The 21,370-nt window shown below is 72.7% G+C and carries 23 protein-coding genes; 18 read left to right on the top strand and 5 right to left on the bottom strand.

What is annotated here, in order from left to right; all coding sequences use genetic code 11:
• Positions 1–14: 14 nt before the first annotated feature.
• Positions 15–983 carry a type I pantothenate kinase gene (gene coaA / locus ACZ4SF_RS08140; RefSeq protein ID WP_468380442.1) on the bottom strand — a complete coding sequence of 323 codons (969 nt, stop codon included), beginning with the start codon at positions 981–983 and terminating at the stop codon, positions 15–17.
• Between the two features lie 179 nt (positions 984–1,162).
• Between coaA and glmS the strand changes: the two genes are divergently transcribed.
• Positions 1,163–3,010, top strand: a complete 1,848-nt coding sequence (gene glmS, locus ACZ4SF_RS08135; RefSeq protein WP_468379865.1) for a glutamine--fructose-6-phosphate transaminase (isomerizing) — start codon at positions 1,163–1,165, stop codon at positions 3,008–3,010.
• A 62-nt stretch (positions 3,011–3,072) separates the two neighbouring features.
• On the opposite strand, the gene ACZ4SF_RS08130 is transcribed toward glmS, so the two are convergent.
• Entirely contained in the window at positions 3,073–3,423 is a 351-nt protein-coding gene (locus tag ACZ4SF_RS08130; protein ID WP_468379862.1) for a hypothetical protein, read from the bottom strand.
• 116 nt (positions 3,424–3,539) lie between these two features.
• Positions 3,540–4,322 carry an SDR family NAD(P)-dependent oxidoreductase gene (locus tag ACZ4SF_RS08125; protein ID WP_468379859.1) on the bottom strand — a complete coding sequence of 261 codons (783 nt, stop codon included), beginning with the start codon at positions 4,320–4,322 and terminating at the stop codon, positions 3,540–3,542.
• A gap of 65 nt (positions 4,323–4,387) precedes the next feature.
• On the opposite strand from ACZ4SF_RS08125, the gene ACZ4SF_RS08120 reads away from it, so the two are divergent.
• The 7 genes from ACZ4SF_RS08120 (at position 4,388) to ACZ4SF_RS08090 (ending at position 10,916) form a co-directional block, all read left to right on the top strand.
• Entirely contained in the window at positions 4,388–4,759 is a 372-nt protein-coding gene (locus ACZ4SF_RS08120) for a holo-ACP synthase (RefSeq protein ID WP_468379856.1), read from the top strand.
• Positions 4,760–4,816: 57 nt separating this feature from the next.
• A complete protein-coding gene (locus tag ACZ4SF_RS08115; RefSeq protein WP_468379853.1) occupies positions 4,817–6,250 on the top strand; it encodes an NAD(P)H-hydrate dehydratase in 1,434 nt (477 codons plus the stop codon).
• Positions 6,251–6,595: 345 nt separating this feature from the next.
• Complete coding sequence (locus tag ACZ4SF_RS08110; RefSeq protein WP_468379850.1) at positions 6,596–7,534, top strand: L,D-transpeptidase; 939 nt, start codon at positions 6,596–6,598, stop codon at positions 7,532–7,534.
• 59 nt (positions 7,535–7,593) lie between these two features.
• Positions 7,594–8,763 (top strand): alanine racemase, encoded by a 1,170-nt coding sequence (alr, locus tag ACZ4SF_RS08105; protein WP_468379847.1) that lies wholly within the window; start codon positions 7,594–7,596, stop codon positions 8,761–8,763.
• A gap of 113 nt (positions 8,764–8,876) precedes the next feature.
• Complete coding sequence (locus ACZ4SF_RS08100) at positions 8,877–10,145, top strand: alpha/beta fold hydrolase (RefSeq protein WP_468379844.1); 1,269 nt, start codon at positions 8,877–8,879, stop codon at positions 10,143–10,145.
• The gene (gene tsaE / locus ACZ4SF_RS08095) at positions 10,102–10,623 is read left to right on the top strand and encodes a tRNA (adenosine(37)-N6)-threonylcarbamoyltransferase complex ATPase subunit type 1 TsaE (RefSeq protein ID WP_468379841.1); all 522 of its coding nucleotides are present in this window, start codon (positions 10,102–10,104) and stop codon (positions 10,621–10,623) included. Before ACZ4SF_RS08100 ends, tsaE begins: the two co-directional genes overlap by 44 nt.
• Positions 10,624–10,751: 128 nt before the next feature.
• Positions 10,752–10,916 carry a hypothetical protein gene (locus ACZ4SF_RS08090; RefSeq protein ID WP_468379838.1) on the top strand — a complete coding sequence of 55 codons (165 nt, stop codon included), beginning with the start codon at positions 10,752–10,754 and terminating at the stop codon, positions 10,914–10,916.
• An 8-nt stretch (positions 10,917–10,924) separates the two neighbouring features.
• On the opposite strand, the gene ACZ4SF_RS08085 is transcribed toward ACZ4SF_RS08090, so the two are convergent.
• On the bottom strand, positions 10,925–11,485 hold the full coding sequence (locus ACZ4SF_RS08085; RefSeq protein WP_468379836.1) for a hypothetical protein: 561 nt from the start codon (positions 11,483–11,485) through the stop codon (positions 10,925–10,927).
• A 113-nt stretch (positions 11,486–11,598) separates the two neighbouring features.
• On the opposite strand from ACZ4SF_RS08085, the gene tsaB reads away from it, so the two are divergent.
• From tsaB to ACZ4SF_RS08050, 7 genes are all read left to right on the top strand, one after another.
• On the top strand, positions 11,599–12,255 hold the full coding sequence (gene tsaB, locus ACZ4SF_RS08080) for a tRNA (adenosine(37)-N6)-threonylcarbamoyltransferase complex dimerization subunit type 1 TsaB (RefSeq protein ID WP_468379834.1): 657 nt from the start codon (positions 11,599–11,601) through the stop codon (positions 12,253–12,255).
• Between the two features lie 29 nt (positions 12,256–12,284).
• Positions 12,285–12,782, top strand: coding sequence for a ribosomal protein S18-alanine N-acetyltransferase (rimI, locus tag ACZ4SF_RS08075; RefSeq protein ID WP_468380439.1), 498 nt, complete (start codon positions 12,285–12,287; stop codon positions 12,780–12,782).
• Entirely contained in the window at positions 12,775–13,875 is a 1,101-nt protein-coding gene (gene tsaD / locus ACZ4SF_RS08070; RefSeq protein WP_468379831.1) for a tRNA (adenosine(37)-N6)-threonylcarbamoyltransferase complex transferase subunit TsaD, read from the top strand. Before rimI ends, tsaD begins: the two co-directional genes overlap by 8 nt.
• On the top strand, positions 13,872–14,129 hold the full coding sequence (locus ACZ4SF_RS08065) for a hypothetical protein (protein ID WP_468379828.1): 258 nt from the start codon (positions 13,872–13,874) through the stop codon (positions 14,127–14,129). The genes tsaD and ACZ4SF_RS08065 overlap by 4 nt, the downstream gene beginning before the upstream one ends.
• A gap of 416 nt (positions 14,130–14,545) precedes the next feature.
• Complete coding sequence (locus ACZ4SF_RS08060; protein WP_468379826.1) at positions 14,546–15,919, top strand: FG-GAP-like repeat-containing protein; 1,374 nt, start codon at positions 14,546–14,548, stop codon at positions 15,917–15,919.
• A 131-nt stretch (positions 15,920–16,050) separates the two neighbouring features.
• Entirely contained in the window at positions 16,051–16,407 is a 357-nt protein-coding gene (locus tag ACZ4SF_RS08055) for a YciI family protein (RefSeq protein WP_468379823.1), read from the top strand.
• A gap of 57 nt (positions 16,408–16,464) precedes the next feature.
• The gene (locus ACZ4SF_RS08050; RefSeq protein WP_468379820.1) at positions 16,465–17,781 is read left to right on the top strand and encodes an RNA polymerase sigma factor; all 1,317 of its coding nucleotides are present in this window, start codon (positions 16,465–16,467) and stop codon (positions 17,779–17,781) included.
• On the opposite strand, the gene ACZ4SF_RS08045 is transcribed toward ACZ4SF_RS08050, so the two are convergent.
• The gene (locus tag ACZ4SF_RS08045) at positions 17,732–18,979 is read right to left on the bottom strand and encodes a THUMP-like domain-containing protein (protein ID WP_468379817.1); all 1,248 of its coding nucleotides are present in this window, start codon (positions 18,977–18,979) and stop codon (positions 17,732–17,734) included. The two genes, ACZ4SF_RS08050 and ACZ4SF_RS08045, sit on opposite strands and share 50 nt — an antisense overlap.
• 90 nt (positions 18,980–19,069) lie before the next feature.
• Here ACZ4SF_RS08045 and ACZ4SF_RS08040 point away from each other — a divergent pair, with 90 nt between their 5' ends.
• From ACZ4SF_RS08040 to groES, 3 genes are all read left to right on the top strand, one after another.
• On the top strand, positions 19,070–19,975 hold the full coding sequence (locus tag ACZ4SF_RS08040) for a polysaccharide deacetylase family protein (RefSeq protein WP_468379814.1): 906 nt from the start codon (positions 19,070–19,072) through the stop codon (positions 19,973–19,975).
• Positions 19,972–20,784, top strand: coding sequence for a polysaccharide deacetylase family protein (locus ACZ4SF_RS08035; protein WP_468379812.1), 813 nt, complete (start codon positions 19,972–19,974; stop codon positions 20,782–20,784). The genes ACZ4SF_RS08040 and ACZ4SF_RS08035 overlap by 4 nt, the downstream gene beginning before the upstream one ends.
• Positions 20,785–21,013: 229 nt before the next feature.
• Positions 21,014–21,322, top strand: coding sequence for a co-chaperone GroES (groES, locus tag ACZ4SF_RS08030; RefSeq protein WP_057584642.1), 309 nt, complete (start codon positions 21,014–21,016; stop codon positions 21,320–21,322).
• The last annotated feature ends 48 nt before the right edge of the window (positions 21,323–21,370 follow it).

The raw sequence follows: 21,370 nt of genomic DNA, 5'->3' as shown, positions 1-21,370 counted from the left end.
TCTAACAGGCGCGCCTACAGCTTGCGGAGCCTGAGGCGCTGCACCTTGTGGTCCGGGCCCTTGCGCAGGATGAGCGTGGCCCGGCCGCGGGTCGGGGCGATGTTCTCGACCAGGTTGGGCTTGTTGATCGTCCGCCACAGGGTGCGGGCGTAGTCCAGGGCCTCGTCCTCGGAGACCTGCGTGTACTTGCGGAAGTACGAGTTCGGGTTCTGGAAGGCCGTCTGGCGCAGCTTCTTGAAGCGGTTGAGGTACCAGCGCTCGATGTCCTCGCCGCTCGCGTCGACGTACACGCTGAAGTCGAAGTAGTCGGCGAGACCGACCCGGGTGCGGCCGTCCTTGCCCGGGAGGGCGGGCTGGAGCACGTTCAGGCCCTCGACGATCAGGATGTCGGGACGGCGGACGGTGAGCCGCTCGTCCGGCACGATGTCGTAGATGAGGTGGGAGTAGACGGGGGCCGTCACCTCGCCCTTGCCGGCCTTGATGTCGGCGACGAAGCGGGTGAGGGCCCGGCGGTCGTAGGACTCGGGGAATCCTTTGCGCGACATCAGGCCGCGCGCCTCCAACTCCCGGGTCGGCAGCAGGAATCCGTCGGTGGTCACCAGCTCGACGCGCGGGTGTTCGGGCCAGCGGGAGAGCAGGGCCTGCAGGAGGCGGGCGACCGTGGACTTGCCGACGGCGACCGAGCCGGCGACCCCTATGACGAACGGGGTGCCGGACTGGGAGCCCTGTTCGCCCAGGAAGGTGTTCAGCGCGCCTCTGAGGCCGTCCGTGGCGCCGACGTAGAGGTTGAGGAGCCGGGAGAGCGGGAGGTAGATGTCCCGCACCTCGTCCAGGTCGATGACGTCGCCGAGACCGCGGAGCTTCTCCACCTCCTCGGCGGTGAGCGGCAGCGGTGTCTTGTCCCGCAGCGCACTCCACTCGGCGCGGGTGAGATCGACGTAGGGAGTCGCCTCCGGCCTTTGCCGGTGGGCGCTCCGGGGCATCGAGGAGACCGGTGAGATCACAGTCCATTGTTAACGGAGTTTGAACGCGACGGCGGGTGGGGTCCGTCACGCGTGCGGGCCGGCCCGCCGCGGGGGGAGCTTCGTACGGCGGTGGGAATTTCCGATTTCGGGCACAGGGAGGCCGTTTTCGGTCGGCGCCTGCCCGTAGGCTGCCGCCCATGTGCGGAATCGTGGGATACGTAGGGTCGCAGTCGGCGCTCGATGTCGTGATGGCCGGGCTGAAGAGGCTGGAGTACCGGGGTTACGACTCGGCGGGCGTCGCCGTGCCGGCGGACGGCGGGCTGGCCGCCGCGAAGCGGGCCGGGAAGCTGGTGAACCTGGAGAAGGAGCTGGTCGACCGGCCGCTCCCGGCGGGCTCGACCGGCATCGGCCACACCCGCTGGGCCACGCACGGTGGCCCCACGGACGCCAACGCGCACCCGCACCTGGACAACGCGGGCCGGGTCGCGGTGGTCCACAACGGCATCATCGAGAACTTCGCGGTGCTGCGCGCGGAGCTGGCCGAGCGGGGGCATGAGCTGACCTCCGAGACGGACACCGAGGTCGTCGCGCATCTGCTGGCCGAGGAGTTCTCGGTGACCGCCGACCTCGCGGAGGCGATGCGGCTGGTGTGCCGGCGGCTGGAGGGTGCGTTCACCCTGGTCGCGGTGCACGCCGACGAGCCGGACGTGGTGGTCGGTGCCCGGCGCAACTCGCCGCTGGTGGTGGGTGTCGGCGAGGGCGAGGCGTTCCTGGCCTCCGACGTCGCCGCGTTCATCGAGCACACGCGCTCCGCGATCGAGCTGGGCCAGGACCAGGTGGTGGAGCTGCGCCGCGACGGCGTCACGGTGACCGGCTTCGACGGCCGCCCGGCCGAGGTCCGCTCGTACCACGTGGACTGGGACGCGTCGGCGGCCGAGAAGGGCGGCTACGACTACTTCATGCTCAAGGAGATCGCCGAGCAGCCCAAGGCGGTCGCCGACACCCTCCTCGGGCGCATCGACCCGTCCGGCTCGCTGACCCTGGACGAGGTGCGGATCAGCCCCTCCGAGCTGCGTGAGATCGACAAGGTCGTCATCGTCGCCTGCGGTACGGCCTTCCACGCCGGTCTGATCGCCAAGTACGCCATCGAGCACTGGACGCGGATCCCGTGCGAGGTGGAGCTGGCGAGCGAGTTCCGGTACCGGGACCCGATCCTGGACGGCCGCTCCCTGGTGATCGCCATCTCCCAGTCCGGCGAGACCATGGACACCCTGATGGCGCTGCGGCACGCCCGCGAGCAGGGCTCCAAGGTGCTGGCGATCTGCAACACCAACGGCTCGACGATCCCCCGCGAGTCGGACGCGGTGCTGTACACGCACGCGGGCCCCGAGGTCGCCGTCGCCTCCACGAAGGCGTTCCTGACCCAGCTGGTGGCGTGCTACCTGGTGGCCCTGTACCTGGGCCAGGTGCGCGGCACCAAGTGGGGCGACGAGATCCAGGCGGTCATCAAGGACCTGTCCCGCATCTCGGTCGAGGTCGAGCGGGTCCTGGAGACCATGGAGCCGGTGCGGGCACTGGCGCGGACGCTGGCGTCCAAGGACACGGTGCTGTTCCTCGGCCGGCACGTGGGCTACCCGGTCGCCCTCGAAGGCGCCCTGAAGCTGAAGGAACTGGCCTACATGCACGCCGAGGGCTTCGCCGCGGGCGAGCTGAAGCACGGGCCGATCGCGCTGATCGAGGACGACGTGCCGGTGGTCGTCGTCGTACCGTCCGCGCGCGGCCGGTCGGTCCTGCACGACAAGATCGTCTCCAACATCCAGGAGATCCGCGCCCGGGGCGCGCGCACCATCGTGATCGCCGAGGAGGGCGACGAGACGGTCGTGCCGTACGCCGACCATCTGATCCGGATCCCGGCCACGCCGACGCTGCTGCAGCCGCTGGTGGCCACGGTGCCGCTCCAGGTCTTCGCCTGCGAGCTGGCGACGGCACGGGGCAACGAGGTGGACCAGCCCCGGAACCTGGCCAAGTCGGTGACGGTGGAATGAGACCGAGGGGCGAACGGCCGGATGCCGTTCGCCCCTCGGTCACCGGTCAGACGGTCAGACGGTCACCAGTTGATGCAGGTCTTCGGGACCCAGCCCATCTTCTTGTCGCCGCCGTAGTACCACAGGTTGCTCTTCTTGCCGCAGGCCTTGTACGAGCCGCCCTTGTAGGCCTTGCCGTCGTTGCAGACCGTGCCCTTCTTGCCCTTGCCCCAGATGCCGACCGCCGTGGCCGTCGTCTTCGGCGAGGTGCGCACGTTGACGGTTTCCTTGGCCGGAACGTTGACGAGCGCCTTGCTGCAGTCGTGCGGCAGGGACGCCGCGGCGGCGGTGCCGGCCGTGGCGACGGCTCCGGTGAGGGCCGTACCGATCAGGGCCGCGGTGGTGAGCGCAGTACCCAGAGACCTGAACTTCAAAGCTGTGTCCTCCCGTTGTGTGCGATGGCGACCGTTGCGCAATGGTCGCCGGTCGTCAGGAAGACTACTGCGAACGGGAGTTCGCCTTGATCTCGGGTTGCCGCAGCGAAAGGTGTTCAGTGGACGGAGAAGCCGCCGTCCACATGGATCGACTGGCCCGTGACGTAGCCGGAGGCGCGGCTCGCCAGGAACACCGCCGCGCCCGCGAAGTCCTCGGCCAGACCGTTGCGGCCGGTCATCGTGCGCGCGGCCAGGGCCGCCACCCGCTCGGGGTCGGACGACAGCCGTGCGTTGAGCGGGGTCATCACGAAACCCGGCACGAGCGTGTTGCAGGTGACGCCGTACGGTGACCAGGCCTCGGCCTGGGAGCGGGCCAGGGACTCCAGCGCCCCCTTCGAGACGCCGTACGCGCCGCTCTGCACGAACGCCCGGTGCGCCTGCTGGGAGGTGATGTGGATGATCCGGCCGAAGCCCCGCTCGGCCATGCCCGGTCCGAACCGCTGCCCCAGAAGGAAGGGCGCCTCCAGGTTCACCGCCATGGTGGTGTCCCACACGTCCTCGCCCAACTCGGTGAGCGGCGGCCGGAGGTTGACCCCGGCGGAGTTGACGAGGATGTCGGGCTCCCCGAAGACGGCCGCGGCCTCCTCGGCCGCCGTGCGCACCCCCGCACGGCTGCTCAGGTCCCCGCTCACCCAGGCCGCCCGGCACCCGTCGGCTGTCAACTCCGCGACTGTCTCCGCCAGTTCCTCCTTCCTCCGCGCCACGACCACGACGCTCGCCCCGGCCCGCGCCAGCGCGCCCGCCACGGCCCGCCCGATACCGGAACTTCCACCGGTCACCAGGGCGACCCGGTCGTCGAGGGAGAACAGGCCGGAGAGGTAGGTACCCGAAGAGGTCATGCCGGAAGCGTAGGCGACGTGGTGTCGCCTGATCCCTGCTCGGTGCCGGTCGTAGGGTGCTCGGCATGAGCATCATCGGGGTGGGCATCGACGTCGCCGAGATCGACCGGTTCCGCGAGTCCCTGGAGCGGACGCCCGGACTGGCCGACCGGCTCTTCCTGGAGAGCGAGCTGCTGCTGCCCAGCGGGGACCGGCGGGGCATCGCCTCGCTGGCGGTCCGGTTCGCCGCGAAGGAGGCGCTGGCGAAGGCCCTGGGGGCACCGCCGGGGCTGTACTGGACCGATGCCGAGGTGTACGTGGAGGACAGCGGGCAGCCACGGCTGCGGGTGACCGGGACCGTGGCCGCGCGCGCCTCGGAACTGGGCGTGCGGTCCTGGCATGTGTCGCTGAGTCATGACGCGGGTGTCGCCTCGGCCGTGGTGATCGCCGAGGGCTGACCGGCCCGCCGGCGGCCCGGGTGTGGGCGGTGGGGGTTCCGGGGCAGACTCGGTGCCATGCGTACTGCGTACAGCGTGGAGACAGTAAGGGCGGCCGAGCGGGCGCTGATGGCGCGGCTGCCGGAGGGCGCGCTGATGCAGCGGGCCGCCGCCGGGCTGGCCGCCGCCTGTGCCGAACTGCTCGGCCGGGTGTACGGCAGCCGGGTGGTGCTGCTCGTCGGCAGCGGGGACAACGGCGGGGACGCCCTGTATGCGGGCGCGCGGCTGGCCCGGCGGGGGGCCGGCGTGACGGCCGTCCTCCTGACGCCGGAACGGGCCCATGCCGGGGGCCTGCGGGCGCTGCGCCGGGCGGGCGGCACGGCAGCGGCCACGGACCGCGCCGAGGCCCTGATCGAGCGGGCCGACCTGGTGGTCGACGGCATCGTGGGCATCGGAGGCAAAGGCGGCCTGCGCCCCGGTGCCGAACGGCTCGCCGGGACGGTGGAGGCTTCCCGGGCCGCGGTCGTGGCCGTCGACCTCCCCAGCGGCGTCGACGCGGACACCGGCGAGGTGCGGGGTGCGGCGCTGCGGGCCGACCTGACCGTCACCTTCGGCACGTACAAACCGGGGCTGCTGGTCGATCCCGCACGGGAGTACGCCGGGGTCGTACGGCTCGTCGACATCGGCCTGGAGCCGCCCGCCGGGACCGCCGAACTGGAGGCGCTGCAACACGCGGACGTGGCCCGGCTGTTGCCGGTGCCGGCGGCGGAGAGCGACAAGTACCGGCGGGGGGTCGTCGGGATCGCCGCCGGGTCGGCACGGTATCCGGGGGCCGCCGTGCTGGCGGTGTCCGGGGCGCTGCGGGGCGGAGCGGGGGCCGTGCGGTACGTCGGGCCGGCCGCGCAGGCCGTCGTCGCGCGCTTCCCGGAGACCCTGGTCTCCGACGCCGGACCTGCCGGGGCCGGGCGCGTGCAGGCCTGGGTGGCCGGGCCGGGGGCCGGGGACGACGCGGCGACCGTGGCGGAGGTGCTCGGGACGGACGTGCCGGTGCTGCTGGACGCGGACGGGCTGCGGCTGGCGTCACGGGACGCGGTCCGGGGGCGTACGGCGCCGACACTGATGACCCCGCACGCGGGTGAGGCCGCTGCGCTGCTGGGCGTGCGGCGCGAGGAGGTCGAGGAAGCCCGGCTGGCCGCGGTGCGGGAGCTGGCGGCGGTGTACCGGGCGACGGTGCTGCTGAAGGGCTCGACGACGCTGGTCGCCGGCTTCGAGGGCGGGGCGGTGCGGGTGAACGCCACGGGGACGCCGTGGCTGGCGACGGCCGGGAGCGGGGACGTGCTGTCCGGGCTGGCGGGGTCGTTGCTGGCGGCGGGGCTGAGTGCGGTGGACGCGGGGAGCGTGGGCGCGTATCTGCACGGCCTGGCGGGCCGGTTCGCCGCGGCGGGCTCGCCGGCGGGCGCGCATGACGTGGCGGCACGGATTCCCGAGGCCTGGAGGGACACGCGGGGGTGAGGGGGCCGACGGGCCTCGCGTCCCGCCGTTGGCGGCACGGCCGTGGCCCGGGTGCGGGTCGGCGGTGGCTGGTCGCGCGGTTCCCCGCGCCCCTGGGGGATTGCCGTGGTGTGGGCTGTGGGGGGCTGTGTCTCGTGTCGGCTGTGATCCGGGTGCGGGTCGGCGGTGGCTGGTCGCGCGGTTCCCCGCGCCCCTGGGGGTTGCTGTGATGTGGGCTGTGTGGGGGCCGGGGCTGTGGGGTGGTTCGCCGTGACGGCTCCGCCCTGGCCCATCCCCTCCACCCCATGGGTGACCCATCCCGCGCGCCACCCCGTTTCCGCATACCCCCCGCGTTTGGCTGATCGCATGATCAGCAGAGTTGTTGCTCGCCGGAGCCTCGCGGTGGTGCTCGCCGCGGTGACCGTCTTTCCGGTGGGCGGTGTCGCCGCAGCTGCCGCCGGAGCCGCGACGCCCGCCCCCAGGGACCCGGCTCCCGGGACCCCCGATTCCCCGGTGTCTCCCGTCCCCCTCTCCGATCTCGTCCCCGGAGTGCCCCCCGGCCCGGCCCAGCCCTGGCAGATCGACACCCCGGACCAGGCGCTGCCGCCCGAGGTGTACACACCCGGCAAGGCGGAGGACGCCGTTGAGCCCAGGGACGCGCCGCCGGGGACGTACGACCTCATCGAGTACGTGCCGTTGGCGGACGCCGTCGCCAAGGTGACGTGCAGCAAGCTGACCGGCCCCTACCAGAGCCAGGTGGAACGGTGGCTGAAGCTGACGGTGGACGGGAAGCAGTCCGCCTCCGACTGCAAGGCGATCCGGGCGTTCCAGGTCAAGTACAAGATCAAGCCCGCCTCCGGCTTCGCGGGCCCCGTCACCTGGTCGACCATGATGCTGCTGTCCGCCAGGAAGAATCCGAACGCGGCCGGGAAGTGCCCGGTGAAGTCGTACCGGGTCGCCTGCGTCGATCTCGGCCGGCAGCTCACCTGGGTGCAGAAGGGCGGCAAGGTGGTGTTCGGGCCCGTCGCGATGCGCAGCGGACGGAAGGGGTACGTCACCAGGAAGGGCTGGCACACCGTCTACTGGCGGCACAAGAACCACTGGTCGACGCTGTACAACCAGCCCATGCCGTACGCCCAGTTCTTCGACGGCGGCCAGGCCTTCCACGCCGTCTACGGCAGCATCCACACCACCGTCGGCTCCATGGGCTGCGTCAACCTCAAGCTCGGTGACGCACGCAAGCTCTGGAGCGTGCTGAAGAAAGGCGACAAGGTGTACGTATGGGGGCGCCGGCCGGGCACCTGAGGGAGTGCAGGGGGCGGCGCCGGAGGGCTGTCGGCGGCCTCTGAGAGACTGGGGGCGCGATGAGTGAGACTGCAGCTGTGCCGAACGCCGCCCTGCGCGCCCGCGCCGAGATCGACCTCGGTGCCCTGCGTGCCAACGTGCGGACCCTGCGCGCCCGGGCGAAGGGTGCCGCCGTGATGGCCGTCGTCAAGTCCGACGCGTACGGCCACGGGGCGGTGCCGTGTGCTCGCGCCGCGCTCGAGGCCGGCGCGAGCTGGCTCGGCACGGCCACGCCCGACGAGGCCCTCGCGCTGCGTGCGGCCGGGCTGCCCGGGCCCATGCTGTGCTGGCTCTGGGTGCCGGGCGGCCCCTGGCGGCAGGCGATCGAGGCCGGCATCGACGTGTCACTGAGCGGGATGTGGGCCCTGCGGGAGGTCACCGCGGCCGCCCGCGAGGCCGGCCGGGTCGCCCGTGTGCAGCTCAAGGCGGACACCGGTCTGGGCCGCAACGGCTGCCAGCCCGGCGCGGACTGGGCCGAGCTGGTCGGCGAGGCCCTGCGCGCCGAGGCCGAGGGGCTGGTCCGGGTCACCGGCCTGTGGTCGCACTTCGCGTGCGCCGACGAGCCGGGGCACCCGTCCATCACCGCCCAGCTCGACCGGTTCCGCGAGATGGTGGCGTACGCCGAGGAGCGGGGTGCCCGGCCCGAGGTGCGGCACATCGCCAACTCGCCGGCCACCCTCACCCTGCCGGAGACGTACTTCGACCTGGTCCGCCCTGGCATCGCCGTGTACGGCATCTCGCCGAGCCCGGAGGTCGGCACCCCGGCGGACTTCGGGCTGCGCCCGGTGATGACGCTCAGTGCCTCGCTGGCCCTGGTCAAGCACGTCCCCGGCGGGCACGGCGTCAGCTACGGCCATCACTACGTCACCCCCGGCGAGACCACCCTCGGCCTGATCCCGGTCGGCTACGCGGACGGCATCCCGAGGCACGCCTCCGGCACCGGCCCGGTGCTGGTCGACGGCAAGTGGCGGACGGTCGCCGGCCGGGTCGCCATGGACCAGTTCGTGGTGGACCTGGGCGGCGACGAGCCCCCGGTGGGCACCGAGGCGGTGCTGTTCGGACCCGGTGACCGGGGTGAGCCCACCGCCGAGGACTGGGCGCAGGCCTCCGGCACGATCGCGTACGAAATCGTCACGCGCATCGGAACGCGCGTTCCTCGCGTCTATGTGAACGGGAAAGAACTCGGATAAGCCGTTCGAGAACGGCAACCCGGATCACCTGTCACATCCGTCACGCAACAGCACAGCGGCACCATGCGTTTCACCCACCAGGCGAACTGCAGTACGGCGAAGAGGAGCGGTACGTGAGCGAGAGCAGCGCGGAGGCCGTGGCGGACGTCGTCGCCTCGGCGGCCGCCGTCTCCGCTGCGGGGGCGGCCGGGAGCTGGCGCAGGGCGACCGGCATCGCCGGTGCCGCGATAGGCGTGCTCGCCGCGGGCGCGGCGGCCGGCGTCGCCGTCGAGCGGATGACGGTGGGGCGGGGCATGCGCCGCAGGGCCCGGCTGGCGCTGGACTCGGCAGGGCCGTACGGCACCCTGCGCGGCACCCCCGGCAAGGCCTGCGCCGACGACGGCACCGAGCTGTACTACGAGGTCGACGAGGCCGAGCCCGATCCGGGGCCGAACCTCTCGCCGCGCCGGCGCCGGCTCTTCGGCCGCAAGGCGCCCGCCCCGGTGACCGTCGTCTTCTGCCACGGCTACTGCCTCAGCCAGGACTCCTGGCACTTCCAGCGGGCGGCCCTGCGCGGGGTCGTGCGGACCGTGCACTGGGACCAGCGCAGCCACGGCCGGTCCGGGCGGGGCGTGGCGCAGACCCGGGACCGGGTGCCCCTCGCCATCGACCAGCTCGGCCGCGATCTGAAGGCCGTGCTCGACGCCGCCGTACCGGACGGGCCGATCGTGCTGGTGGGCCACTCGATGGGCGGGATGACCGTGATGGCGCTCGCCGCCGAGTTCCCCGAGCTGATCCGGGACCGGGTCGTCGCCACCGCGTTCGTGGGGACGTCGTCCGGGCGGCTCGGCGAGGTGAACTTCGGCCTTCCGGTGGCCGGCGTCAACGCGGTGCGCCGGATCCTCCCCGGAGTGCTGAAGGCGCTCGGGCAGCAGGCGGAGCTGGTGGAGAAGGGGCGCCGGGCCACCGCCGACCTGTTCGCCGGGATCATCAAGCGGTACTCGTTCGCGGGGCGGGACGTCGACCCGGCGGTGGAGCGGTTCGCCGAGCGGATGATCGAGTCGACACCGATCGACGTGGTCGCCGAGTTCTACCCGGCCTTCACCGACCACGACAAGACCGAGGCGCTCTCCTGCTTCCGCGACATGCCCGTGCTCGTGCTGGCCGGCGTACGGGACCTGGTCACGCCCAGCGAGCACAGTGAGGCCATCGCCGACCTGCTGCCCGACGCCGAGCTGGTGCTCGTGCCGGACGCCGGGCACCTGGTGATGCTGGAACATCCGGAAGTGGTCACCGACCGCCTCGCCGACCTGCTCACCCGCGCGGGTGCGGTGCCCGCAGGGGCTACCGTAAGTGGCTATGGAACGACCAGCAGCACCCGCAGCAGTGCACCACCCCGCTGACACCCGGCTGACGATCACCTCGCCCGAGCAGATGCGCGAGCTGGGCCGCCGGCTGGCGAAGCTGCTCCGCGCAGGAGACCTGGTGATGCTCAGCGGGGAACTCGGCGCGGGCAAGACCACGCTGACCCGCGGGCTCGGCGAGGGCCTGGGCGTGCGCGGCGCGGTCACCTCGCCCACCTTCGTGATCGCCCGCGTGCACCCCTCGCTCGGCGACGGGCCGCCCCTGGTCCACGTGGACGCCTACCGGCTCTCCGGCGGCCTGGACGAGATGGAGGACCTGGACCTCGACGTCTCGCTGCCCGACTCGGTGATCGTCGTGGAGTGGGGCGAGGGCAAGGTCGAGGAGCTGACCGAGGAGCGGCTCCAGGTCGTCATCCACCGTGCCGTCGGCGACACCACGGACGAGGTGCGGCACGTGACCGTGACCGGGCTGGGCGAGCGCTGGTCCGACGCGGCCCTGGAGACGCTGGCCGGCTGAGCGCCGGTACTTTCCGACAAGCCGTCGGCAACATATTGCGCAGGACGTCCCGGGCGTGGTGACATGGGTACCCAGCCCGTAGTTAGGCATGCCTAACTACGCCCGCCCCCGCAGCTCAGGAGGCGTCCATGACCGCTGCCCGCCCCACGGACCGGCCCGGGCCCGCCAAGCCCGCCGGGGTGTCCGTGCGTGATCTGCTGGCGTCGTGCGCGGCGGCCGACGCCGTCTCCCGGCCCCCGCGGGTCCCGGAAGCCGCGAGCCGGCGCCCGGAAGGGGCGCGCGCGAACGCGTAGCGGGGCGTTCAGCGGATCACGACCACCGGCACGCCGATCGTCGCGAACTGCCACGTCGCGTTCCCGTCCGTGCGGGTCTCCCGGATGCCGCCCGTCTTCACACTTGGGTCGGCCATCGTGCCCGTGCCGTCGCCCACCGCCGCGCTGAACCCGATCGCCACCCCCTCGATGCTGGTGAAGCGCACCACGTGCTCGACGGGGATGCCGTCGGTCCCGGTGGCCGTGTTCGACCGCGAGGTGACCCAGTACAGGCCGAGCGGCGGATCCACGGATCCCGGGTGCACCGTGAAGGTGCGCTGCACCCGGTTTCCCGCGGAGACCAGCCACACCCGGTCGTCGTCCACCGAGTACACGACCCGTTCACCCGTACCGGAACCCGCCGGCAGCGCGGTCGGGTGGCGCCGGTCCCGGGGTGCCTTCTTCGCTGCCGCCGAGGCGGAGGCGCTCGCCGAGGGCCGGCCGCCCAGACCCGCCGGAACGGTCGCCTGTGCCTGGTAGGCGAGGAAACCGACCGCTCCGAGGGCCGCCGTGGTGAGGCCGGCCACGATTCCCGAGCTGGTCCCTGCCACCTGCGCCCACCTCTGCTCCGGGGGATATGTCGTACTTCGTACAGACCGTAGCAGTCGGTGACCGTCGGACCCGGACGGCCGTGCGCGAGCCGCGGGCGCCGTAGGCTGTTCGCGTGCTCTTGCTCGCTCTGGATACCGCAACACCCGCCGTCACCGTCGCCCTGCACGACGGCACGGACGTCATCGCCTCGTCGAGCCAGGTGGACGCGCGCCGGCACGGAGAGCTGCTGCTGCCGGCCGTCGACCGGGTCCTGGCCGAGGCCGGCCTGAAGCTGGCGGCGGTCACCGGCATCGTCGTCGGCACCGGCCCCGGCCCCTACACCGGCCTGCGCGTCGGCCTGATGACGGCCGACACCTTCGGCCTCGCGCTCGGCGTCCCCGTGCACGGCGTGTGCACGCTGGACGGCCTCGCCTACGCCGCCGACATCGAGAAGGGCCCCTTCGTCGTGGCGACCGACGCCCGGCGCAAGGAGGTCTACTGGGCGACGTACGCCGACTCCCGCACCCGGCTCACCAACCCGGCCGTCGACCGTCCCGCCGACATCGCCGAGCGGGTGGCAGGGCTCCCGGCGGTCGGCGCGGGCGCGCTGCTCTACCCCGACACGTTCCCGGGCGCCCACGAGCCCGAGCACGTGTCCGCAGCCGCCCTCGCCTCGCTCGCCGCCGGGAAACTGGCCGCGGGTGAGGAACTCCCGGCGCCCCGGCCGCAGTACCTGCGCCGGCCGGACGCCCAGGTCCCCAAGAACTACAAGGTGGTCACCCCCAAGTGACACAGCCGGCAACCCCCCGAATGCGCGAGATGCGCTGGTGGGACATCGACCCGGTCCTGGAGCTGGAGAAGGACCTGTTCCCCGAGGACGCCTGGTCCCGGGGCATGTTCTGGTCCGAACTCGCCCACGCCCGGGGTCCCGGGGCCACCCGGCGCTATCTGGTGGCCGAGTCCGACGGCCGGATCGTCGGTTATGCGGGCCTCGCCTCCTCCGGCGAGCTGGCCGACGTGCAGACGATCGCCGTGGCCCGCGCCCACCAGGGCACCGGTCTCGGCGCCCGTCTGCTGACCGAGCTGCTGCGGGCCGCCACCGCGTTCGAGTGCCACGAGGTGATGCTCGAATGCCGGGTCGACAACATCCGCGCCCAGAAGCTCTACGAGCGTTTCGGCTTCGCCCCCATCGGATTCAGGCGCGGCTACTACCAGCCGGGCAACGTGGACGCCCTGGTGATGCGCCTGACCGTCGCATCCGACAGCGGATCCGCACCGGGTGCCTCATCAGTACAAGGAACCGAGAGCAATGACTGACTCACGCGACGAGCCTCTCGTACTCGGCATCGAGACCTCCTGCGACGAGACCGGCGTCGGCATCGTCCGCGGCACCACCCTGCTGGCCGACGCCGTCGCCTCCAGCGTCGACGAGCACGCCCGCTTCGGCGGCGTCGTGCCGGAGGTGGCGTCCCGGGCGCACCTGGAGGCGATGGTCCCGACCATCGACCGCGCGCTGAAGGAGGCGGGGATCAGCGCCAAGGACCTGGACGGCATCGCGGTGACCGCCGGTCCCGGCCTCGCGGGCGCCCTGCTCGTCGGCGTCTCGGCGGCCAAGGCGTACGCCTACGCCCTCGGCAAGCCCCTGTACGGCGTCAACCACCTCGCCTCCCACATCTGCGTCGACCAGCTGGAGCACGGCCCGCTGCCCGAGCCGACGATGGCCCTGCTGGTCTCCGGCGGCCACTCGTCCCTGCTGCTGTCGGAGGACATCACCTCCGACGTCCGCCCGATGGGTTCGACCATCGACGACGCGGCCGGCGAGGCCTTCGACAAGATCGCCCGCGTGCTGAACCTGGGCTTCCCCGGCGGCCCGGTCATCGACCGGTACGCGCGGGAGGGCGACCGGGAGGCGATCGCCTTCCCGCGCGGCCTGACCGGCCCCCGCGACCCGGTGTACGACTTCTCCTTCTCCGGTCTGAAGACCGCCGTGGCCCGCTGGATCGAGGCCAGGCGCGCGGCCGGTGAGGAGGTCCCGGTCCGTGACGTGGCCGCTTCCTTCCAGGAGGCCGTCGTCGACGTGCTCACCCGCAAGGCCGTCCGTGCCTGCAAGGACGAGGGCGTGGACCACCTGATGATCGGCGGCGGGGTGGCCGCCAACTCCCGGCTGCGGGCCCTCGCCCAGGAGCGCTGCGAGGCCGCCGGCATCCGGCTGCGGGTGCCCCGCCCCAAGCTGTGCACGGACAACGGCGCGATGGTCGCGGCCCTCGGCGCCGAGATGGTCGCCCGTAACCGGGCCGCCTCCAGCTGGGACCTGTCCGCCGACTCCTCCCTGCCGGTGACGGACCCTCATGTCCCCGGGCACGACCACGACCATGTGCACGAGGTCAGCAAGGAGAACCTCTACTCGTGACCGTCGCCCTGATGTGGGAGGCCCGGGCGGCCGAGGGCCGGGGCGGGGAACTGCTGGCCTGGGCCCGCCGGCAGCCGCTCGGCCCCGAGCCGTTGCGGCGCGAGACCTTCCGCGCGCCGCAGGACCGGGTGCTGGTCATCACGTGGTGGGACGCGCCGTACGACGCCGAACTGCCCGAACTGCCCGAGCCGGACACGGAGTTGGTGACACGGGCCGTCCACCGGTGGCGGTTCGAGGCGGTGCCCGGCCACTGAGCTTGCGGAAACACCCCCTGTCTGCGCTATGATCATCACACAGCGAACGGCCGGAACCCCGGCCCGGACGCAGTGCGTTGGTGGTCCAAGGAAAGACGTCCCGCTTCCTGCGGGGAGATGCAGGTGCAAGGCCTGCCCGGCGCTCCGTTTCGACACCCCGCCCCCGGGTTTCCGGAGGCGGGGTGTTCGCGTTGAGGCACCCGGTCTCGGCCGGAGGCCGAAGGGCCTGGCCGTGGACCGGGTGAAGACCGTGACCATGCCGGTCGTCACGACACCCTCCGCCCCCGACCGGGTGAACGCCCAGGAACCGGAGGCGCGCGCACTCCGGGCGTCCCCTGCGCTGATCCGTACAACCTTCCGGGTGATCCGCCGGTCTGCTGCGGTGACCGATTCGCTGTACACCAGGGGGTATTCCGTTGTTCCGCTCGCGTTCGCACGTCCGTTGGCCGCTCCCGCTGGCTCTGGGCCTGACCGCTCTCGGCCTGGCCGTCCCGGCCGCGTCCGCCACCCCGCCGAAGAGCGCACCCGTCCATGACGACTTCAACGGCGACGGCTACGCCGACCTGGCCGTCGGGGCCCCGAACGGCACGGTCGGCGGCCAGGCCAGGGCGGGCTACGTCACCGTGATGTACGGCGGCCCGCACGGACTGTCCACCGGCCACCGCACGACCCTCAGCCGGGCCACCACCGGCATCCCCGGCTCCCCCGACAGGGGGCAGGCCTTCGGGCTGCAGATCTCGAAGGGCGACCTGGACGGGGACGGTTACGCGGACCTCGTCGTCGGCAGCGCGTCGGCGCGGGCCGGCGGGGTCGTGGTCTGGGGCGGCCCGCGCGGGCTGGCCGGCGGTACGCCGGTCCCGGCCACCGACACCCAGACAGCCGACTTCGACGGCGACGGGCGGCTCGACCTCGCCCTGTTCGACGCCGGCTTCGGCGGGGGCGACGATCCGGCCGGCACCACCGCCACCATGTGGAAGGGCCCGCTGAAGCGCACCGGCACCCCGGCCGCGCGGACCCCGTTCGACCCCGACCATCTCCAGTACATCGACATCCGCGACGGCGACACCGGCGACATCAACCGTGACGGCCGCGCCGACCTGGTGCTGACCGGCTACTGCGGCGACGGCAACGACTGCAGCGTCCTCTACCTGAGCGGCCCCGCCGGCCTGACCCGCGTCAACGACTACCACCCGGGCGGCGACGGCGCGGCGGCGATCGGCGACCTCAACGGCGACGGGTACGACGATCTCGTCACCGGGTACCAGGACGACAACTCGGTCTGGGTGATGTACGGCCGCGCCACCGGGCTGGGCGGCCAGGACACCTGGAAGCAGGTCACGCAGGACACGCCCGGCGTCCCCGGCAGCAGGGAGGGAACCGACAAGTTCGGCCAGTCGGTCGCGGTCGGGGACATCACCGGCGACGGCATCGACGACCTGGCGGTCGGTGCGCCCGACGAGAACGGCGAGGGCGTGGTCGACGTGCTGCGCGGCAGCCGCTCCGGGCTGACCGGCACCGGCGCCCAGGCGTTCGGCCAGAACACCAGGGGCGTACCCGGCACCGCGGAGCAGTACGACTCCTTCGGGTACGTCGTCCGGCTGCTCGACATCAACGGCAACGGCCACGCCGACCTGGTCGCCGACGCTCCCGGCGAGGACGGCGGCAACGGCGCCGTGTGGGTGCTGCGCGGACGCCCGTCGGGCCTGACCACGGACGCGGCCCTGACCTTCGGCGGGAAGGCGGTGCAGGCGCCGTACGCGAAGGCGTCGTTCGGCTTCGAGCTGAGGTAGCGGGGGCGCCGGCGAGGGCCGGAAAAAAGTCCCGGAGATTTTTCCGCGGACGTGTCGATCCGTGCCCTCGCCGTTCGACGTAGGGGTGAGCGGCGGGGGAACGGTCCCGCCGCCCTTCCGAAGGAGTCACCATGCCCCGCTATCTGTCGCTCGTGCGCATCGACGAGTCCGCCGCCCCCGCCGAGGGTCCCAGCGCGGAGCTGATGCAACGGATGGGTGAGCTGATCGAGGAGATGACCAAGGCCGGCGTCCTGCTCGACACCGCCGGGCTGACCCCGTCCGCCGAGGCCGCCCGGGTGAACTGGGACGGCGAGAAGACCTCCGTCACCGACGGGCCGTTCACCGAGTCCAAGGAGGTCATCGGCGGCTACGCACTCATGCAGTGCAAGGACAGGGCCGAGGCGCTGGAGTGGACCCAGCGCTTCTTGAAGATCCACGGCCCGGAGTGGCACGTCGCCTGTGAGCTGCGGGAGATCGTGGAGGGCTGAGTCGCCTTGGCGTAGCCACGCGCGGGGTGTTGCATGTGGGCTGTGGAACCGCAGCCCATGCCACCGCAGCCCACGGCAGCACACGCGATCGAGACCGTTTTCCGCCTGGAGTCGCCCCGCGTGATCGCCGGCGTCACCCGGATCGTCCGGGACGTCGGCATCGCCGAGGAACTGGCGCAGGACGCCCTGGTCGCCGCCCTGGAGCGGTGGCCCCGCGACGGCGTGCCCGACAACCCCGGCGCCTGGCTCATGGCCACCGCCCGGCACCGGGCCGTCGACCTGATCCGGCGCCGCGAGACCTACGCCCGCAAACTCGCCGAGATCGGCCGCGACCTGGAGACGACGGCCCCGCCGGAGGAGCCCGCCGACCCGGACGACATCGACGACGACCTGCTCAGGCTCGTCTTCACCACCTGCCATCCGGTGCTGTCCGCCGAGGCCCGCACCGCACTCACCCTGCGCCTGCTCGGCGGTCTGACCACGGCCGAGATCGCCCGCGCCCACCTGGTGCCGGAGCCGACGATCGCCCAGCGCATCGTCCGCGCCAAACGCACCCTGGCGACGAAGAACATCGCCTTCGAGGTGCCGCACGGGCCCGACCGCCAAGCCCGCCTCGGCTCCGTCCTGGACGTCATCTACCTGATCTTCAACGAGGGGTACGCGGCGACCGCGGGCGACGACTGGCTGCGCCCCGGCCTGTGCGAGGACGCCCTGCGGCTGGCCCGCGTGCTGTCCGCGCTGATGCCGCAGGAGCCCGAGGTGCACGGCCTGACCGCGCTGCTGGAGTTCCAGGCCTCCCGCATCGCCGCCCGCACCGGCCCCGACGGCTCACCGGTGCTGCTGCAGGACCAGGACCGGCGCCGCTGGAACCGCATGCTCATCGCGCGCGGAGTCCGCGCGCTCGACCGCGCCGGGGCCGCCTCCGCCAAGCCCTCGGCCTCGCCCGGTCGTGGGGGATCCCCGTCCGGTCCGCCGGGCCCGTACGTCCTCCAGGCGGCCATCGCCGGCTGCCACGCGCGCGCGTACACGTACGAGGAGACGGACTGGCGCGCCATCGCCACGCTGTACGGCCTGCTGGCGCTCCGTGCGCCGTCGCCGGTGGTCGAGCTGAACCGTGCGGTCGCCGTCTCGATGGCCGACGGCCCGGAGGAGGGCCTGAAGCTGGTGGACGCCGTGGCCGGTGCTCCGGCCCTGCGCGACTACCACCTGCTGCCCAGCGTCCGCGGCGATCTGCTGGCCCGGCTCGGGCGGACCGCCGAGGCCCGCGCGGAGTTCCTCCGGGCGGCCGCACTGGCGCGCAACGACAAGGAGCGGGAACTGCTGCTCAGCAGAGCGCAGACGCTCCGGCCGGAGCCTGCACCGGGCCCCCGATGAGCATCGTCGGGGCCCCGGCCACCCGGGTGAGGAACACGGTGGCCGCGTTCGGGCCCTGCGGCTTGACCTTCCGGCGCAGCTCCTCCGGCTCGACCGCCGACCCGCGCTTCTTCACGGTCAGGATGCCGACCTCGCGCTCCCGCAGCAGGGCCCTGAGCTTCTTGACGTTGAAGGGAAGCCGGTCGGTGATCTCGTAGGCCGTGGCGTACGGCGTGGGCCGCAGCTCGTCGGCGGTGACGTACGCGATGGTCGGGTCCAGGAGCCCGCCGCCGACCTCCTCGGCCACCTCCGCGACCAGGTGCGCGCGGATCACGGCTCCGTCCGGCTCGTACAAGTACCGTCCCACCGGTCGCACCGCGGGGTCGGGCAGCCCGCGGCCGGGCAGCGTGCGCGGGCCGGGCAGCAGCGTGGCCCGCACGGCACCCGGCGTCCCGGTCCCGAACCACAGCACCGCCTCCTTCACATCACCGCCGTCGGAGATCCACTCGGCCTCGGCCTCGGCCGGGACCGTCTCGTGCGGGATGCCCGGGGCGATCTTCAGGGCGGCGTGGGGTGCCCCGAGAGCCGTTGCGACCGCCCAGGACAGCGGCGGCGAGTAGGCCTCCGGATCGAAGATGCGCCCGCTCGTCGTCCGACCGCCACCCCTCACCGACGCGCTTCGCGCGGACCCCCCTGACCGTCCGCCCCGGCGCGCCGGGTCCACGAACACGGCGTCATAGCCGGTGACGTCGACGTCCATGACGTCCGCCTCCCGCACCTCGATCAGACCGGCCAGCCCCAGAGCCTCGGCGTTCGCCCGCGCCGTCGCCGCCGTCAGCGGGTCCCGGTCCACGGCCAGCACCCGGATCCCGGCCCGCGCGAGCGCGATCGCGTCCCCGCCGATCCCGCAGCACAGGTCGGCGACGGAGGCAACGCCCAGCTCGCGGAACCGCCGTGCCCGGTACGCGGCCACGCCGGCCCGCGTGGACTGCTCGACCCCGTTCGGCGTGAAGAACATCCGTCCCGCGTCCTCGTCCCCGAACTTCGCCGCCGCCCGCTGCCGCAGCCGGGCCTGGCCGAGTGCGGCCGACACCAGCTCGGCCGGGTGGTCGCGGCGCAGCCGGGTGGCGACGGCGAGTTCGTCGGCCGGGGCCGTGCCGCGCACCTCGTCGAGGAGGGCACGGCCTTCGGGGGTGAGGAGCAGGGCGAGGTCGTTCACCGGGCCATTGTGGGCCAGTCGGTGGATGGTGCGCCTCCGGCGGCGGTGTCGGCCCGGGATGCGGGCCGGGGCCTGGGAGGATCCGGCACCATGCGAGCAGTAGTACAAAATGACAAAAAGCGGGCGCGGATCGCGAAGGCGGTCGCGGGCTCCGCAGCCCTCGCGCTGGCCGCTTCCACCCTGCTCTCCGGCTGCTCCGGCGGCACCGGCCCGGCCGCCGGCCAGGGCGGCCCCGACCGCCCCCTGGACCCGCAGGCCCGCCGGGCCGCCGAACACGCCCGGCTGGTCGCCGCCGCCCGGCGCTGGGGCCTGGACGGCGTCCCGCTCACACCTCCGGCCCCGCCGGCGAAGAAGCCGGTGATCACCCCCCGGGACGGCTTCGAGGTCGACGGCCAGGAGGAGGAAGACCTCCCGCCGGTCTTCACCACCGTCCCCACCAGGAAGAAGGTCGTCTTCCTCACCATCGACGACGGCGCCGAGAAGGACCCGGCGTTCCTGCGCATGATGAACGAGCTGAAGATCCCGTACTCGGCCTTCCTCAGCAACTACCTGGTCAAGGACGACTACGACTACTTCCGCAGGATGCAGGCGCAGGGCGTCACCCTGAACAACCACACCATGACCCATCCCTACCTGCCCGGCCTGTCCTACGAGGAGCAGAAGGACGAGATCTGCGGCATGCAGGCCGTCATGAAGGAGCAGTTCGGCAAGGCGCCCACCGTCTTCCGGCCGCCGTACGGCAACTACAACGGCGACACCCTGCGCGCCGCCAAGGCCTGCGGGATCACATACGCGCCGATCTGGGACGAGGAGGTCTTCGTCGACCACTGGGAGTACCGCGACTGGGACCGCAAACTGCACCCCGGGGACATCGTCCTCACCCACTTCCGCGGCCGGGACGACTGGGACGGCACGATGGTGGACGACATGCGGCGCTTCCTGGACAAGGTCACGCGCGAGGGCTACGCCGTGGCCCGCCTGGAGGACTACCTGTGAGGCGCGTGCGGGGCACGGCCGTGGTACTCGCCTCGGCCCTGCTCCTCACGGGCTGCGCCCAGTCCGTCGACCCCATCGAACGCCTCGGCAAGAAGGCCGCCGAAGGGGTACGCCCACAGCACCCTGCCCGCGACCGCAGCTACCGCCACTGGGGCCTGACCGAACCGCTCGCCCGCTCCCCGCTGCACCCCGCCCGGCCGCTCGCCGTGCATCCGGGAGCCCACGGCCTGCCCCCGGTGGTCGACCGCGTCCCCACCCGCGACCGGGTCGTCTTCCTCACCTACGACGACGGCGCCGAACGCGACCCCCGCTTCGTCGACATGGTCCGCGAACTCCGCCTGCCCGTCACCCTGTTCCTCGCCGACAGCGTCGCCGGCCCCGGCCACGGCCACTTCGCCCGCCTGCGCGCCCTCGGCGCCGGCATCCAGAACCACACCGTCGGCCACCGGGCGCCGGCCGGACTGCCGTACACCGGGCAGCGCGCCGGGATCTGCGGCCAGCAGGACCGCCTCCGGGGCCGCCTCGGCGCCCGCCCCCGCCTCTTCCGCCCGCCGTACGGCTCGTACGACCGCACCACCCTGCGCGCGGCGGCCGACTGCGGCATCACGGCGGTCGTCCTCTGGCGCGCGGCCCTCACCCCCGACGGCCTCACCTACCGCCACGGCCCCCACCACCTCCGCCCCGGCGACATCGTCCTGGTGGGCCCCGACGAGTCGCCGGGCCTGCCGCTGCGGGAGCGCACGGTACGGGTGCTGAGAACCACGCAGGAGCAGGGCCTGACGGTGGGACGGCTCGAGGACTACCTGTAGGGCGCCTCTTTCAGGGCCCGAACCGGGCCGGTACGGGCGACGCGCCGCACGGCATTGGCACTCCGCTTGACCGAGTGCTAATCGCGGTCATAGTCTCGGCACTGGCACTCCCCCCTGGAGAGTGCCAGACAAACGCGACGGGCAGGTCCGGCACCCGCGACGACGGATCGACCTGGTCGCCACCTCAGACAGTTAACCCCGTGAGATCTCCGAAGGGGGAGGTCGGATCGTGACGACCACCAGCTCCAAGGTTGCCATCAAGCCGCTCGAGGACCGCATTGTGGTCCAGCCGCTCGACGCCGAGCAGACCACCGCTTCTGGCCTGGTCATCCCGGACACCGCGAAGGAGAAGCCCCAGGAGGGCGCCGTCCTCGCCGTGGGCCCGGGCCGCTTCGAGAACGGCGAGCGTCTGCCGCTCGACGTCAAGGTCGGCGACGTCGTGCTGTACAGCAAGTACGGCGGCACCGAGGTGAAGTACAACGGCGAGGAGTTCCTCGTCCTCTCGGCTCGCGACGTCCTCGCGATCATCGAGAAGTAGTCACCTCCAGCAACCCAGTTGCTTCCAGCTGCGCCCCTGGCCCCCGCG

Source organism: Streptomyces sp. NPDC027663 (assembly GCF_055566415.1).
Note: the sequence above shows the minus strand (reverse complement) of the source record. Positions and strands in the feature narration are given on the sequence as shown.

Bases quoted from the DNA above. Each gene is read 5' to 3' on its own strand.
- ACZ4SF_RS08110 (WP_468379850.1), top strand. From the start codon at position 6,596: ATGATCAGCAGAGTTGTTGCTCGCCGGAGCCTCGCGGTGGTGCTCGCC.
- ACZ4SF_RS08090 (WP_468379838.1), top strand. From the start codon at position 10,752: ATGACCGCTGCCCGCCCCACGGACCGGCCCGGGCCCGCCAAGCCCGCC.
- ACZ4SF_RS08050 (WP_468379820.1), top strand. From the start codon at position 16,465: ATGCCACCGCAGCCCACGGCAGCACACGCGATCGAGACCGTTTTCCGC.
- ACZ4SF_RS08040 (WP_468379814.1), top strand. From the start codon at position 19,070: ATGCGAGCAGTAGTACAAAATGACAAAAAGCGGGCGCGGATCGCGAAG.
- coaA (WP_468380442.1), bottom strand. From the start codon at position 983: ATGCCCCGGAGCGCCCACCGGCAAAGGCCGGAGGCGACTCCCTACGTC.
- tsaE (WP_468379841.1), top strand. From the start codon at position 10,102: ATGGAACGACCAGCAGCACCCGCAGCAGTGCACCACCCCGCTGACACC.
- ACZ4SF_RS08055 (WP_468379823.1), top strand. From the start codon at position 16,051: ATGCCCCGCTATCTGTCGCTCGTGCGCATCGACGAGTCCGCCGCCCCC.
- alr (WP_468379847.1), top strand. From the start codon at position 7,594: ATGAGTGAGACTGCAGCTGTGCCGAACGCCGCCCTGCGCGCCCGCGCC.
- rimI (WP_468380439.1), top strand. From the start codon at position 12,285: ATGCGCTGGTGGGACATCGACCCGGTCCTGGAGCTGGAGAAGGACCTG.
- tsaD (WP_468379831.1), top strand. From the start codon at position 12,775: ATGACTGACTCACGCGACGAGCCTCTCGTACTCGGCATCGAGACCTCC.
- ACZ4SF_RS08125 (WP_468379859.1), bottom strand. From the start codon at position 4,322: ATGACCTCTTCGGGTACCTACCTCTCCGGCCTGTTCTCCCTCGACGAC.
- ACZ4SF_RS08120 (WP_468379856.1), top strand. From the start codon at position 4,388: ATGAGCATCATCGGGGTGGGCATCGACGTCGCCGAGATCGACCGGTTC.
- ACZ4SF_RS08115 (WP_468379853.1), top strand. From the start codon at position 4,817: ATGCGTACTGCGTACAGCGTGGAGACAGTAAGGGCGGCCGAGCGGGCG.
- glmS (WP_468379865.1), top strand. From the start codon at position 1,163: ATGTGCGGAATCGTGGGATACGTAGGGTCGCAGTCGGCGCTCGATGTC.